Source organism: Cohnella hashimotonis (assembly GCF_030014955.1).
Classification (GTDB): Bacteria; Bacillota; Bacilli; order Paenibacillales; family Paenibacillaceae; genus Cohnella; species Cohnella hashimotonis.
The window spans coordinates 1,344,003-1,358,131 of record NZ_JAGRPV010000001.1 but is presented as its reverse complement, the minus strand read 5'-3'; the positions used below and the strand labels follow the sequence as shown (position 1 = coordinate 1,358,131).

Annotated in this window: 17 protein-coding genes; 5 read left to right on the top strand and 12 right to left on the bottom strand. The window is 60.2% G+C overall.

Annotation, left to right across the window (positions count from 1 at the left end):
• Positions 1 to 109: 109 nt before the first annotated feature.
• Positions 110 to 1,051, top strand: a complete 942-nt coding sequence (locus tag KB449_RS05325) for a zinc dependent phospholipase C family protein (protein ID WP_282907375.1) — start codon at positions 110 to 112, stop codon at positions 1,049 to 1,051.
• A 24-nt stretch (positions 1,052 to 1,075) separates the two neighbouring features.
• Here KB449_RS05325 and KB449_RS05320 read toward each other — a convergent pair whose 3' ends face one another.
• The 3 genes from KB449_RS05320 to KB449_RS05310 form a co-directional block, all read right to left on the bottom strand.
• Complete coding sequence (locus KB449_RS05320) at positions 1,076 to 2,341, bottom strand: MFS transporter (RefSeq protein WP_350356210.1); 1,266 nt, start codon at positions 2,339 to 2,341, stop codon at positions 1,076 to 1,078.
• Between the two features lie 465 nt (positions 2,342 to 2,806).
• A complete protein-coding gene (locus KB449_RS05315) occupies positions 2,807 to 3,415 on the bottom strand; it encodes a PadR family transcriptional regulator (protein WP_282907374.1) in 609 nt (202 codons plus the stop codon).
• A gap of 4 nt (positions 3,416 to 3,419) precedes the next feature.
• Positions 3,420 to 4,973 (bottom strand): MDR family MFS transporter, encoded by a 1,554-nt coding sequence (locus tag KB449_RS05310; RefSeq protein WP_282907373.1) that lies wholly within the window; start codon positions 4,971 to 4,973, stop codon positions 3,420 to 3,422.
• Positions 4,974 to 5,178: 205 nt separating this feature from the next.
• On the opposite strand from KB449_RS05310, the gene KB449_RS05305 reads away from it, so the two are divergent.
• The 4 genes from KB449_RS05305 to KB449_RS05290 all read left to right on the top strand — a co-directional run bounded on the left by KB449_RS05305 (position 5,179) and on the right by KB449_RS05290 (position 8,498).
• Positions 5,179 to 6,081 (top strand): LysR family transcriptional regulator, encoded by a 903-nt coding sequence (locus KB449_RS05305; protein ID WP_282907372.1) that lies wholly within the window; start codon positions 5,179 to 5,181, stop codon positions 6,079 to 6,081.
• 43 nt (positions 6,082 to 6,124) lie between these two features.
• Positions 6,125 to 6,940 carry a histidinol-phosphatase gene (locus tag KB449_RS05300; RefSeq protein ID WP_282907371.1) on the top strand — a complete coding sequence of 272 codons (816 nt, stop codon included), beginning with the start codon at positions 6,125 to 6,127 and terminating at the stop codon, positions 6,938 to 6,940.
• Between the two features lie 179 nt (positions 6,941 to 7,119).
• A complete protein-coding gene (locus KB449_RS05295; RefSeq protein ID WP_282907370.1) occupies positions 7,120 to 8,079 on the top strand; it encodes an EamA family transporter in 960 nt (319 codons plus the stop codon).
• Between the two features lie 110 nt (positions 8,080 to 8,189).
• Entirely contained in the window at positions 8,190 to 8,498 is a 309-nt protein-coding gene (locus KB449_RS05290; protein WP_282907369.1) for a winged helix-turn-helix transcriptional regulator, read from the top strand.
• 81 nt (positions 8,499 to 8,579) lie between these two features.
• Here the strand turns inward: KB449_RS05290 and KB449_RS05285 are convergent, their stop codons facing one another.
• From KB449_RS05285 to KB449_RS05245, 9 genes are all read right to left on the bottom strand, one after another.
• Positions 8,580 to 9,380: a sensor domain-containing protein gene (locus KB449_RS05285; RefSeq protein ID WP_282907368.1), complete on the bottom strand. Its 801-nt coding sequence runs from the start codon at positions 9,378 to 9,380 to the stop codon at positions 8,580 to 8,582.
• Between the two features lie 33 nt (positions 9,381 to 9,413).
• Positions 9,414 to 9,908, bottom strand: a complete 495-nt coding sequence (locus KB449_RS05280; protein ID WP_282907367.1) for a hypothetical protein — start codon at positions 9,906 to 9,908, stop codon at positions 9,414 to 9,416.
• Entirely contained in the window at positions 9,889 to 10,449 is a 561-nt protein-coding gene (locus tag KB449_RS05275) for a MauE/DoxX family redox-associated membrane protein (RefSeq protein WP_282907366.1), read from the bottom strand. Before KB449_RS05275 ends, KB449_RS05280 begins: the two co-directional genes overlap by 20 nt.
• A 77-nt stretch (positions 10,450 to 10,526) precedes the next feature.
• Positions 10,527 to 10,730 carry a hypothetical protein gene (locus tag KB449_RS05270; RefSeq protein ID WP_282907365.1) on the bottom strand — a complete coding sequence of 68 codons (204 nt, stop codon included), beginning with the start codon at positions 10,728 to 10,730 and terminating at the stop codon, positions 10,527 to 10,529.
• A complete protein-coding gene (locus KB449_RS05265; protein WP_282907364.1) occupies positions 10,696 to 11,172 on the bottom strand; it encodes a TlpA family protein disulfide reductase in 477 nt (158 codons plus the stop codon). Before KB449_RS05265 ends, KB449_RS05270 begins: the two co-directional genes overlap by 35 nt.
• An 18-nt stretch (positions 11,173 to 11,190) precedes the next feature.
• The gene (locus tag KB449_RS05260) at positions 11,191 to 12,990 is read right to left on the bottom strand and encodes an ATP-binding cassette domain-containing protein (RefSeq protein WP_282907363.1); all 1,800 of its coding nucleotides are present in this window, start codon (positions 12,988 to 12,990) and stop codon (positions 11,191 to 11,193) included.
• Positions 12,990 to 13,466, bottom strand: a complete 477-nt coding sequence (locus tag KB449_RS05255) for a hypothetical protein (RefSeq protein ID WP_282907362.1) — start codon at positions 13,464 to 13,466, stop codon at positions 12,990 to 12,992. The genes KB449_RS05260 and KB449_RS05255 overlap by 1 nt, the downstream gene beginning before the upstream one ends.
• 22 nt (positions 13,467 to 13,488) lie before the next feature.
• Positions 13,489 to 13,773 (bottom strand): helix-turn-helix domain-containing protein, encoded by a 285-nt coding sequence (locus tag KB449_RS05250; RefSeq protein ID WP_282907361.1) that lies wholly within the window; start codon positions 13,771 to 13,773, stop codon positions 13,489 to 13,491.
• On the bottom strand, positions 13,716 to 14,069 hold the full coding sequence (locus KB449_RS05245) for a sigma-70 RNA polymerase sigma factor region 4 domain-containing protein (RefSeq protein ID WP_282907360.1): 354 nt from the start codon (positions 14,067 to 14,069) through the stop codon (positions 13,716 to 13,718). The genes KB449_RS05250 and KB449_RS05245 overlap by 58 nt, the downstream gene beginning before the upstream one ends.
• Positions 14,070 to 14,129 lie beyond the last annotated feature (60 nt).

Here is a 14,129-nt window from a genome sequence, read left to right as displayed (position 1 = left end):
TCGTTAAATCGCGGTACTTTTGAACGATAATGGGCCAAAAGACCCTATAAAAAAGAGCCTGAAAACGACACCATAAGTCATGGTCTCACCGAAACCCCGGAGGATAAACATGCCAAATTTGTGGGCGCATATTCAATTCGGTAGAGAGCTTGCGGAGGCGATGCCGCTTCCCTATCTGAAAGACCCGGCGCTGCGTAAAGCATTCCAGCTCGGCTGCCAGGGCCCCGATTTTTTATTTTACGACCGGTTCCTCCCCTGGCAGCGGTCGCATACGGCCGCCAACCGGTTAGGAAGCTTGATGCACAACGTCGCTTGCGGACCTTTTTTGAACGACTTGTTCGATGCGGCGCGCAAGAGCTCCGGCGAAAAGGAGACCGAGGCTTACGCCGCAGGCTTTTTGCTGCACCACGTGCTGGATCGGCATGTGCACCCTTATATCTTCAGCCTGTCCGGCTTCCGCAAGTGGAAGCATCAGCAATTCGAGACCGCGCTGGACTCAGCCGTCATGTGGCGCCGGGCCGGTATTCATACGGGGAATACGCCCGTATCGAAAGAGATCGACACGGGCGGGACGCTGCCCGGAGGCATGGCTGATATTTTACATGCGCTGTCCTGCAAGCATTACCCGGGGCTCGCCAGCGAACTGACCGTCGATATGCTGAATGCGTCCGTGCGACAGTTCTTCGCTGCGCAGCGTCTCTTTTTCGATCCGTCAGGCTGGAAAGGCAGGCTGACCTTCGGAATGCTCGCCCCTTTTTCGCCGCCGCGGACGATCCCGCCTTGGGACGTTCTGAACGCGAGGCGCAGCGGATGGATCGATCCGGTCGACCGGACGCGCATCCGGCAGGAGAGCGTATTCGAACTGTGGGACGCCGCCCTCGTAGACGGCAAGCATACGCTCGGCGCCGGACTTCGCTGGCTTGGCGCCAGGAGCGACGGCGAAGCCGAAGAAGAGAAGGCCGGTTTCCTATCGCTCGTCGGCAACGTTTCCTACGAGACCGGCCTGCCCTGCGGCAGCGCCTGGATCACTTTTGCGGAGCCGGTGGTCTAATCCGCAGAAGGATGCTGGCCTCATTTATTCCGTCGCTTCGCGCCATCCCTTCTCCAGCTTGACCAGGGCGAGCAGCGCGATACCGACGAGGAAAAAGAGCGCGATCGCGAGCAGCGCCGCGCGACTTGAGCCGGTGAGGACGCCTACCACGCCGAATACGAGCGGGCCGCCGAACGAGAAAAACCGGCTCGTGAAGCTGAGGAAGCCGTTGAACTCCGCGGTGCGTCCCGGCGGAATGAGCCGGCTGTAAATCGCCCGCGACGTCGATTGCGCGCCGCCCTGGACGAGCCCGACGAGCAGCGCGAGGGCGAAGAAATGGTACTCGTTCGTCATGAAATAGCCCAGCAGCACGATGATTACGTACACCGATAGCGCGCCATACAGCATCTTTTTGCCCCCGATCCGGTCTGCCAGCCGACCGAACAGCCAGGTTGCGGGGAAACCGACGAACTGCGTGAGCAGCAGCGCCCCGATCAACGCCTCTTGCTCCAAGCCGATGTCGGTCCCGTAGCTGGTTGCCATAACGATGATCGTATTGATGCCATCGAAGAAAAACCAGTAAGCGACCATAAACTTGAACAGCTCGGGATATCGCCGGATGCTGCGGAAGGTCTGACCGAGCCTGGCCAGTCCCTCGCGCACGCTCTCCGCCGCCGACATGGCGGGCGTGCCCTTCGCTTCGCGAACATGCTTGAACAGCGGCAGTGAAAAAAGCGCCCACCACACGCCGACCATCGCAAAGGAAACCTGGGAGGCGCCCGCCGAATCCTTGAAGCCGAACGCCTTATAGCCGATGATCAGCGCGAGATTGACAGCAAGCAGCACGCCGCCGCCCAGGTAGCCCATCGCGAAGCCCTTCGCGCTAACGCGCTCCCTCATCGCGGGCGAGGCGACGTCGTTGAGCAGCGCGTCATAGAAGGTGCCGCCCATGCCAAAGCCCATCATGCCGACGATAACGAGCGCCGAAGCCGCTAGCCAGTCGCCTTCCCCGATAAAAGCCATGCCGATGCATGCCGCCGCGCCCAAAAGCGTGAAAACGCCAAGGAAACGCTTTTTACCGCCCGAACGGTCGGCGATTGCGCCGAGCAGCGGCGACAGCACGGCGACGATAATCGCCGCGGCCGTCTGCGTGAAGCCCCAATAAGACGTCGCCCTTCCGTCTGCCAGTCCGCTTGCCGCTACGCCCGCATAGTAAATCGGCATGACGGCCGCCATAATCGTCGTCGCGAACGAAGAGTTAGCCCAATCGTACATCGTCCACGCGCGTATCGCTTTTTTATCGTCCAGCACCGCATCGCCCTCTTCTGTCGGATTTATGCCTCCTCATCAATTCGACACGGGCGGGGCGCAACTCCTTCGTACGATCAAAATTACTGCGACGGGCATGTGCACAGGCATGGCCGCCGACGTATCCGCTTCGCCCAGCTTGTATCTGCCGATGGCCGATCGAAGCTCCGTCGCGTGCAAGCTCAGCTCAACGACGGAAGGCGCAGCCACTCTCATCATTCGGCTCTGGCCTTTCGCTCTCGGCGGACATCTCCCGAATGCCGGCGTTGCCTTCGGCCGAAAATGCGCTGAACAGGTTTTTCGGCCCGCGCGTATATCTGGCCACGGTTGGCCCTGGCCCGGATCAAAAAGGAAAGTCAGAAAGGATAGCCAGAAAGCAAAGTCAGAAAGGAAAGTCAGAAAGGAAAGGAAAAGCAAAAACCTGCCGGCACGCTCAAGGCGCGCAGGCAGGCCGCTTGTCTTTCCTATTTACTCTTGTGCCGGCGGCGCTGGCGGGCGCGTCTTCCGGATCCATCCGCCCGTTTGATCGCGTTCTTCCTCGTACGCACCGCTTCTGGCCTCTTCCACGATCGTCTCCAGCCAGGCACGCTCCGCGCGCCCGAAGGCGAGCATGCCTTCGATCATCCGCATCGAGCTCGACGGAATCCTGCCTGCCTTGACCGCCAGCACCTGTTCCAGGGAGGCGATCCGCTCGTCGCAGGCCGCTAGCTGCCGCTCCGCGATGTCGGCGACGCGCGCCTGATCGGCAAGGCGCAAAAAGGGCATCGCCATCATCATCGGGTGCTGGGGATAGGCAGGCTGTTCGAGCTGGGCGTACATCAGCTTGTCGAATTCCCGCCGGCCCTCGTCCGTGATGCGATAGATCGTCTTGTCCGGACGATGCTCCCCCGGCACGGGGACGGTGTGGACCGCTTCGATCAAGCCACGGTCGCGCAGCTGGTCCACCGCATAGTACAGCGAGCCGTCGCGCAGCCTAAACGCATAGTTCCAGTTGCGACCCACCATCGTCTGGCGTATCTCGTACGGATGCCGGTCCTTTTCGATCAAGATGCCGAGGATGAGCAGCTTCATGGACATGGCGTCAGCCGCGCTCCGGCGCGCCCTCCGGCTTGCTCGCGTCCGGCTTGCCCGCGCTGGAAGGCGCCATGCGCGCCTTGCCCATCAGCAGCGCGAACACGAACGCCAGCACGGGCAGCAGCGCGGCCCACTGGAAGGTCGTGATGATCGAGTTGCCGAGTTCGTCAAGCAGCTTTTGCAGCACGTCCTGCGGAATTTTCATAAGCGCCTGTATCGCCGGATCGAGCAGCGCCTGTCCGCTCTTGATCTGAGCCGCCAGCTCCGGGCTCGAGCCCGGCATCGCCAGCACGTCGGATTGGAAGGCATGCTTCTGGATCGCGCCGAATACGGTGATGCCGAGCGCCGAGCCGATCGTCCGGAAAAACGTGATCAGCGAGGACGCGGAGCCTTTGTACTGCGGCGGCACGGAGCCGAGCGTCGAGATGTTGAGCAGGGAAAACGACACGCCGATCCCGAGGCCCACGACGATCATGTAAAGCGTGATGATGCCGCGGCCCGTCGTCAGATCCATCGCGAAGCCGAGCAGCGCGGCGCCGATCGTGAGCACGATCGAGGAGACGACCATCGTCGTCCGGAAGCGGAACTTGCCCGCGACCAGACCGCCGATCTGGCTGCTGATGACCACCGCGATCATCATCGGGGTCAGCACGAGACTCGTCTGCGTGGCTGACTTATGGAAGACGCCCTGGATAAACAGCGGAATGTAAGTCGCACATGCGATCATGACGCCGCCGTATAGGAAGCTGATCATCATGCTGCTCGTAAACAGCGACTTTTTGAACAGGCCGAGCGCGATGATCGGATCCTTGGCGAAGCGCTCTGCGATCAGGAACAGGATCAGCAGCACGCCGGAGGCGACGAACAGGCCGATCGTCTTGAACGAGTCCCACGCCCAGCCGTCGGAACCGCCCAGTTCCAGCGCGAACATAAGTGCGAGGACGCCGGCCGTCAGCAGTATCGCGCCGAGCCAGTCGATGCTCTGCTTGCGCCGGGCTGCAGATTCGTGGTAGGCGCGCAAAATAAAATAAAACGACAGTATGCCGATCGGCACGTTAATGTAAAAAATCCAGCGCCAGCTGATATTGTCGGTAATGACGGCCCCGAGAATCGGCCCGAATACACTCGACATGCCGAACACGGCGCCGAAAAGCCCCATCATCTTGCCCCGCTTTTCCTGCGGGAACAGATCGAAGATGATCGTGAATACGATCGGCATGAGCGCGCCGCCGCCGATGCCCTGGATCGCGCGGTAAATAATCAGCTGATCCATGTTCTGCGCGGTGCCGCACAGGATGGATCCCAGCAGGAAGAGCGTCACGCCCAGCAGGAAAAAACGCTTGCGGCCGAACATATCGGACAGCTTGCCGAAAATCGGCGTGGCGACGACCATCGCAATCATGTAGGCGGAATAGACCCAGATGAACTTGTCCAGACCGCCCAGCCGCTGGATAATCGTCTTCATCGCGGTGGATACGATCGTCTGGTCGAGCGCGGCCATGAACAGGCCGAGCAGAAGTCCGGCGATCGCGAGTTTTACGTTGCTTTTTTTCGCATCCATGGTAGGATAGCTCCCTCTTTCTTCATTTCGCAATTTGGAGTTCAAATCGATTATACTCAAATTTGAGTAACTTGCAATGCTTAATATTCGCTCCGTTTCCTTTGCTTACCCGCCGGATTCCTTCTATAATAAAAAGAGGGTTAGAAAAACTTCTTATTCGTGCACTCCTGTCGATAAATTATTCAAATAGGATGGAGTGACAGGATTGAATATCAACCAACTGGAAACGCTGCTGACGATCTCCAAGACGCTCAGCTTTCGCAAGGCCGGCGAAGCGCTGAACCTGACGCAGCCCGCCGTGTCCGCCCAGATCAAGAGTCTGGAGGACGAATTCAAGACGATCCTGGTGGATCGCAACCATCCCGTCACGCTCACCGACCGCGGTCAAGTATTTCTCGAGCATGCCCAGCGCATCTTATCCATCGTCGAGGAGCTCAAGCAGAAGCTGTCCGATCTGGATCAGAACCCCCAGGGACATATTGTGCTCGGCACGACGACCTCCATCGCGATGCAGATTCTGCCGCGGGTTCTGTCTTATTTTCAAAACCAATATCCGCTTATTAAGACGACGATCCATACGATGCCCTCCTCCCAGGTGCTGACCAGCGTGGAGAACGGCTTCGTCGACATCGGCATCGGCTATCTCGCGGAGCGGAGCGCGCATGTCGAGACTTCGGTGCTCTATTACGATACGTTCGAGCTGGTCGTCGCGCCGGGTCATCCGCTTGCGTCCCGCAACCGCGTCACGGTCGGCATGCTGAGGGATGTCCCCATGATCCTGTTGTCTCCCGATACGCTGGGACGCAGGTTCGTCGACCGGATTTTCAGGGAGCATCACATCGAGCCGAATCCCGTCATGGTGCTGAGCAGCAGCGAAGAGGTCAAGCGAATGGTGGAGCTGAATCTCGGCGCGGCTATCGTGTCCAAGCTGTCCATCGCGACCGAGCTGCGGCGAGGCTCCCTGAAGATGATCGCGGTCGAAGAGCTGGAGGTCAGTCATCCCGTCGGCGTCATCACCAAGTCAGGCCGTTATGTCAGTCATGCGATGAAGCAGTTCCTGAACGACTTGAAGGGCATGCCGGAGGATCAATTCACCGGCAGCGAATAAGGATAAATATAGAGACAGGTCGATTTTGAGGAGGCGGAACCCTATGGAAAAATTCGATTTGCATACGCATCACGAGCGCTGCGGCCACGCTTCCGGCGTGATCGAGGATTATATCCAGGCCGCGATCCGTGCCGGCATGACGGCGATCGGCATATCCGACCACTCCCCGTACTTCGCCCGGGAGGAAGACCGTTATCAGCCGGGAATCGCGATGGCGAAAAGCGAATTCCCAAAATACATTGCCGAGGTGCTGCGGCTCAAGGAGCAGTACAAGGACCGCATCGAGGTGCTGCTCGGCGTCGAATCCGACTACTTCCCCGAGAGCGTCGAGATCTACCGGGCCGCCTACGAACCCTATCCGTTCGATTATCTGATCGGTTCCGTCCATCAGACCCGCGGCATCAGCATCTTTAACCGCAACCGGTGGAAGCAGCTCGACAGGTCAGAGCATACGGCCGAGAAGAAGCTGTATTACAAGCTGATCACCGAGTCCGCGAACGCCGGCATGTTCCAGGTGCTCGGCCATATCGACGCCATGAAGGCCTATTATCCGGGCTTCTCGGACATTCGCGGCGCCGAGGACGACATCGACGAAGCGCTGCAAGCAGTCGCGGTAAACGATATCGCCCTGGAAATCAATACGAGCGGCAGCACGAAGGACGTCGGCGGCTGGTATCCGTCGGACGCCATCCTCGAACGCGCGCTTCATTTTGGCGCGGACGTCACGTTCGGCTCGGACGCCCATATCCCCGAGCGGGTCGGCGACGACTGGGAGCAGGTGCGCACCCGTCTGAAGGAAATTGGCTTTAAACGTTGGGTTTATTTCCGTCAAAAGCAGAAGGTTGTCGTTCCGCTGTAACGCCGAACGGACAAAAAGAGGCCCGCCACCGCTGGCGGGCCTTCAATGATATGAAAAAGGGGGTCTTGGTCGTTATTGTAACCGACGTCCAAGACAGACCGGTAACAGCAATGTTGCAATTGTGTTACAAAGACGGATTCCATGGCGGATCGCGTTAATCTCAGGGAGGAGCACGCCGCTTGCATTGGTTTGCTATCGCCGTTCTCAGCGCGCTTGCCTTCGGTCTGGCCGGCTTCTTCATGAAGGCGAGCCAGATGCGCGGCGGCGCGCTGTCTTCGCTTTTAATCGGCCTGTATGCCTACGGCACTGCGGGCTTCTGGATTCAAGCGCTGCTGACGCGCTCCTGGCAGCCGTTCGATTGGCGCATTTGGACCGCCGGCGCGATCATCGGCCTCGGCTCTGCCTGGGGCAACCTGCTCTTCATGCGCGCGCTCGCGCGCGGGCCGGCCAGCCTCGTCTCGCCGCTTACGAACGCGAATATCGTGATCGTGATGGCGGCAGGCATCGTCTGGTTCGGCGAGACGCCGCACGCGACGGGTCTCGTCGGCGCCTGCTGGCTGTTGGTTGGGATCGCGCTGTTGTCGCTGCGGGGCTCGCTGCGGGGCGGCGACCACGGGACGACGATCAGCCGCGCTTCCCCTGCGCAGCGTGCTGCCCGGCTCGGCAGCTGGTATCCGCTCGCGCTTGCCGCGATGGGCCTGTTCGTGCTGCGCAACGGCGGCCTGAAGGTGACCGATCGCATCGGACTGGACAGCGCCAACGTGCTGTGGGCCGGCTATTTGCTGTCGTTGCTCTGGTTCTTGGCGGCAGCCGGGCGGTCCAAGCATGCCGGGCATCAGAACGGCGGCGGAGGGCGGACCTCCGAAGCGCAACCGAGCGCCGACGTCAAGACCCGGTCCAGTGCCGCCCGCATCGGCTTCGGTTGGGGGCTGGCAGCCGGCGCTTTTTCCTACGGCGGATTGCAGCTTTACGCGGTTGCGCTGGCTCGCGGTCCAGCGCATCTCGTCGCGCCTATTTTTGCGGCCAACAGCCTGGTGGTGGTCGTCCTCTCGCTCGCGGTTTACCGCGAACGGCTGTCATTTCCACAATATGCGGCTTTGATTTGTTTGCTTGGCGGTCTCGTATTGATCCGAATTTAATCGCGACAAGCCTTCAACTAACTTTTATTTAGTAATGTACAAATATATTGTTTCTTCTATTCATTTAGAGCTTATTATGTTAAAATGAAGGGACGAAAGGGGTGAGCCGCATGGACTACTCCAAAATGTGCCCTAAATATGAGCATGCTGCCGAACTGCTCGGCAAGAAATGGACGGGCCTGATCGTTCGCGTGCTGATGGGCGGTCCCAAGCGCTTCAAGGACATGAAGGAGCAAATTCCGGATATGAGCGACAAGATGCTCACGGATCGCATGAAGGAGCTTGAATCGAGCGGACTTGTCAAGCGTACCGTATATCCGGAGATGCCGGTGCGCATCGAATATGAATTGACGGACAAAGGCCGGGATCTGGAGGACGTGATCGAGTCCATTCAGAACTGGGGAGAAAAATGGATGTAGGTTCATCGTCGCAATAAAAGAGCAGCTCCGAGCCGGTTATCGGCGGGGCTGCTCTTTTATTGCGCTTTTTTGGGCTGCGCGTCAGTGCGCCTGCGGCGTCTGGGGATGACGCGCATCTTCGTCGTAGCGGCTGATAGCCGCTTCTGCGCGGGCCAGCCAATCCCCTGCCGCTTCGGCGGCGGGCAAGGCAGGCGCTTGGACCGGCAGAATCGCTGCCGCGGGCGTTGCGATCTCGAGCTGTCCTGCAAAGAAGCCGAGCCACGCAGCGTAAAGGCGCCCGCATGCCCGAAGCAGCACCGGGACGAACAGCATCAGGATGACGCCGATGCCCGAGACGACCAGCGATCGCTCGAATGGCGACAGCGGCGGGAGCAGCATCCGCATCGTCTCGTCGTCGTACAGGACGTATCCGTACAAGTAGTCGCTCACTTTGTAGGCGGCAGGCGCCAGCATGACCGCAAAGACGGACAACGGCACCGTCAGCGAGATGACGAATAGCGCGATGCGAAGCGGAAATCCGAGCAATTGATGCGCGGCGGCGCGATAGCCGAGCGGGTTGCCCAGCGACCGGAACCAGGATTTCCAGGAGGAGCGTACTGGGGCGGCCGCCTCTCCCTCCGGAGGCTGCTGCACAGCATAAGGCTCGTCCAGCGCTTGGCCGCCGTTTTGCCAGGCGACCCAGCGTCGTTGCTCGCGCTTCATGCGCGCGGCGCTCCAGGCAAGCGTACCGGCCAAAATTGGAATGCCAATGCCTACGAGCGACAGGCTCAGACCGAGCACGATACCCGTCAGTGTCAGGACAAACGCCGTCACGCCGAGCGGCAGCAGACCGAGCTGCAGCCTCCATGCACCATAAGCGCTTGCGCGCGGATTGGATTTCATAGGGGAACAACCTCGCTTTCCGAACCATTTGCTTCATTGTAGCAGGCGGTCCGAAGCCGTATCAGCGGCTGCGGAAGGGGATTCGACCCCGACCTTCGGCCAGGGCGGACCCAGCCTCTCCATATAGGGAAGCAGTTCATGAACCAGCTCGAAGCGCCGGCCTCTGCGCATCGCCAGGTAGGAGCCCTCCTTCAGCGCGCCCGCCCCGAACGGCAGCAGCGCCCTCCCGCTCACCGGCCTTCGCCAAGCGACGCTCTTAAGCTCGGCCAGCCAGGACGGACCGGCCAAAACGACATGCCAGCTTCGCGGGGCGTGCCGGATCCGCGTGCCAAACTCCGCGTCCGAGCCGAGCTGCGGCTGCACCACGAGCACGGCCTCGGGCTCGAACCCCGCGACGGCCGCTGCCTGCGCGAACAGCTCCCGCAGCAAGCGATGCCTGGCCCGCGCAGACCGGCGGTACGACAGCCAGGACAGCGCAGCAATGATGCATGCCAGAGCCGCAACCGCCTTATCCGGAGACGTGCCCATCGCCGGTCCTCCCTTCGCCAATTTCCTTTTGCAGCCTGCTCGCCTCGAGCAACCATACGGCTGCCAAGGCGGCTAGCGCGAATCCCGCGAGCCCCGCTCCCGAAGCAGCCGGCCGATCCGTCATCCAACCGGCCAATGCGATCGCGACGAAGATCGCGTTGCGCAGCAACGGGCGCCTGCCGAGCGGATGGTTCGCACCGAAGCAAGCGCAGCCGTTCGCCCCGTATGCCTGTTCCGCCGTCCCTTTTCCATTCGGATGGCGGCGTCGGCTCAACCCTGTCATGCCCAGCAGGACGACGATTGCCGCGGGCTCTTTGATCCCCTCCAGCTTGCCGCCTGCAGCGAAGGCGGCCGCGAGCGCCCACTCCAAGCCCAGCACCGCCCACGCGGCCGCCGGCACGAGGCGCGCCGGCAGCAGCTTGTATGCCTTCATCTCCAGGCGCATATCTGTCATGGCCTGTCCTTTGCCGTAGGCAGAAGCAGCAAAGACGGCAGCCATCGCAAAATCGCACAGCCAGGCCACTTCATTTTCCCAGTACATCCGGCAAGTCCTCCTTTAATCGCGAATGCTCGATAAAACACAAGAAGCCGGGCATTCGCCCGGCTCCCGTCGCGCCCTTAAGCGCAGCAGCCGCCTTGTTGGTCGCAATTCACGTACGCTACGTCATAGGGAACGTAGTTGTTGACGCATTGAACCGTCTTGTTGATCCAGTATTCCTTCGGGTAGGTCGCGCCGTTTGCGGAGCAGGTTTTGGCAACGCAATACGTGTATTGCGGAATCTCGCCGTCAAGCGTGTAGTTCGTCGGGCATACGCAAGCCATATTTTTCACCTCCTTTCATGAGCAGTCCTTCAGCCAACCGCCCGATCTCTGCCTCGTCGTGAACGGCCGCCGCACGTGCGACCTTTCCGTCGCCGAGCTCGAAGATGGCCAGCGGATAAATCCGCACGCCCAGCACGTCATGCATGTCCCTGGCGTTAACCGGAAACACAGGGAACGTCCACTTGAAATAGTCCGACATCTCGCGAACGTCGCCCGGATCGCCGGCAACCACCAGCATAAGCCGATATTCCGGCAGCGCGGCGCTTGCCTGCGCCAGGCGGGGGAACAGCTCAATGCAATCTGCGCAGTAAAGGGAAGCGAATACCAACAAGCGCGGCTGTCCGTTCGGTCCAGGCGCTCCCGCCCGTCCTATATCGGGGACAGCCATGCCGGACATTGGAATGCCTGGCGTTCGTCCGCCCGGTTTTAATCTCAAACTCATAACGGTCCTCTCCTTTTATCAAGTCGGCCGATTGTGAAGCTCCTGCTGCTCCAACCAAACGCGGGCGTAACGCCCGTCTAGCGCCATCAGCGACTCATGATTGCCATCCTCTACAATGCGTCCGTCTTCCATCACCCACACCCTGTCCGCTCTTCGGGCCAGGGCCACACGGTGCGTGACGAGCAGCACGGTTTTGTCCGCGCAGAGCTCCCAGATTCGATCGATCAAGGCGGTCTCGCTCAGCGGATCCAGCGCCGAAGTCGGCTCGTCCAGCACGACAAGCTCCGCATCGGCTTGCAGGAACAATCTGGACAAAGCCAGCTTCTGCCACTGCCCGCCCGACAAGTAAATCGAGCTGCCGTCGATTTGACCGAGCGGCGTATCGGGACCTCTGCCCGCCTCCAGTTCGCCGAGCCCCGCCATCATCAGCGAATTTCGAAGCCTTGCGTCGTCCTCCAATGCGGCAGCTTGGCCTGCGGCCATATTTTCCCGCACCGTGCCTTGATAACGTACGAAGTCCTGGAAGAGGACATGAACCCGCCCAAACATGCTGCTGCGGTCGATGACATCGACAGGAACATTGTCATAGCGAACGGGGGCGCCTTCAGGGACGTAAAGACCCAGCACGATTTTGAGCAAGGTTGACTTGCCCGAGCCGTTGCCGCCCAAGATCGCGATTTTCTCTCCTCTTCGAATCTGCATCTCGCCAGTATCAAGCGAAGGCTTGTCCCGGTTGGGATAGGTGTACCGGAGCGCGGGGATCGAGATGCGCTTGTTGAAAACAAACGGTTTATCCTCGTGACCTGCGGACACGGTTGGTCGGTGGCGATGATCGAGGTTAGATAGCTGCTTCCGTTGCTTCTGCTTGGACTCGGATAAATAGGCATACGTCTCTGCAACGCCGGCCCAGCTCTGGAGAACCGTCGACAAATTGGAGGAGATCAGGCTCATCGCCATCGTGACGGCCATGAAGTCGCCCGCGCCAAGTCCGCGTTCGCGGACGGTCCAGGCGGCAGCGCATGCGGCTGCCGCATAGCCCGCGACGGATATCGCTTCTCCGGCGAAGCCCGCCGACAGCTGCATCCGCTGAATGCGGGACAGAATCGCGTCGGACACTCCCTTGGCGGACAGCCACCGGCCCTTGAAGTACGGTCGCGAGCCGTGGACCGTCAATTCCTTTTGCGCCGACGACGCCGTCAACAGTCCGTAGAGGTAAGAGGGACGCACAGACGCGCGCTGGAGCTCTCCATTCAGCATCGTCTTGCGCTTCACGAGCATGAGCGACAGACCGCCCTTCAAGCACCCGACCGCGAAGGCAAAAACGCCGACGGCGGGATGTATGCCCGACAAGTAACGGAAACCGAGCATCGCCGTAGCCAGCTTCGTCAGCAGCTGCGTCGCCTGTGTGTACATCTCGAATGGCTTGGTGGCAGCGAATCGTCGCAAGGTAAGCCTTTCTTCGTACTCCGGATGCTCCTGCTCGGCCAGGGGGAGCGCGCCGGTCTCCTCGATCAATTCCAATTCGCAAGCGTTGGCGTATGCCAGATGCATCCGTGACGTGCGATAAGCGGAAAAAGCGTTCAGGCCGGCGCCAAGCAATTGAATGCCCGCGAGTGCGGCAAGCGGCGCGATGAAATCTGCCGTATCTCCGCCGATCGCGGCATTGATCGTACGCTCCGTGAAGGCGAGCGTCCCGTAGGACTGCAGCGCGTTGCCCGCGAGCACGCTGACAGAGAGCAGCACGCCGGCCTTGTCGAAACGATAGATCCGCCATACGGAAGCCGCAGCCGCCAACGCGATGCGCGCAAGCTTTTTCATCAAGCGCCGGCTTCGACAGCCTTGCCGTTTGCCCCTAACGTGCGAGCGTGAGCCGACGCGTCCCATGTCGTATTGAACAAGCCCGACCCGACCGCGACGCCTTCGCTATCTAGCACGATCATAAAGGGAATGACCTTGATCGGCGTCCGATCGGCGACGGCCGAGATCTCACACCGTTCGACGCGGACCGAAAATGGAGCAAGCTCTTGTACGAGAAGCTCAAAATCCGCATCGTTCGCCTCCGCGAGCAGCAGATACGCAAGCTCCGGCCGCTCCTCCATAAATCCGACCGCCGCATCCAGGTCGCAAGCCTCGCAGCCCGCGCTCATGACGAACACCACCGCGCCCGACTTCGTATGCCGGAGCCATGACAAGTCGGTCTCTTCTTCCCCGCCCATCAGGGCGAGTCGTTCGGGAAATGCCGTTCCCTTCGGATAAACCGGGACGCTGCCGCGCATAAATTTCCGATACTCCATGGTCCATCCTTCTCCTTATTCGTTATTCGTTGGTCGCGACTGCATAAGCAGCCTGCGGCTCCGCGCACAGCCCCGCCGACGCCAGCTCCTCCGCTTTGAGCCGGATGAGCTCCAGCAGCTCGAGCTTGAGCGCCTGCTTCGCTTCATCCCTCGGCATGCGCATGAAGCGCGACAGATTGTCGATCTCCTGTTCAAAAAAATCAAGAATCAGCAGCTTGGCGATCTGATCGCCACCCCCGGCGGCCTGCACTAGTTGGCGAAGCTGTCCATTTGTCGGCGGATCGCCGCGACCGCTCTTTGTTTGCATTTGTTCACCGCCTGTTGCGTAATGCCCAGTTCGCGAGAGACTTCGCGCTCTGTTTTCCCGTCTACGATCAGCTTCTGCATGACGGTTCTGCTCGGATACGATGGAATCGCCAGCAGCACCTCCTGCACGAAAAGCATGGATATCGCCTGATCCGCAGGCTCTCCCCTATCAATTTGTTCGGCCGCGGCAATCGCGAGCTCCCGGTTTAATCGGGTTCGATTGCGATATTGCATGCGCCAGGCGGCTCTTGTCAGCCGCTGTCTGAATTCCGTGAACAAGGTCAGCTCGTCGTCCATTCCAATCCTCCTTTTACCGTAGCGTTTTTTCCTTCTCATCTATGTAGGAGCCTGACTTTC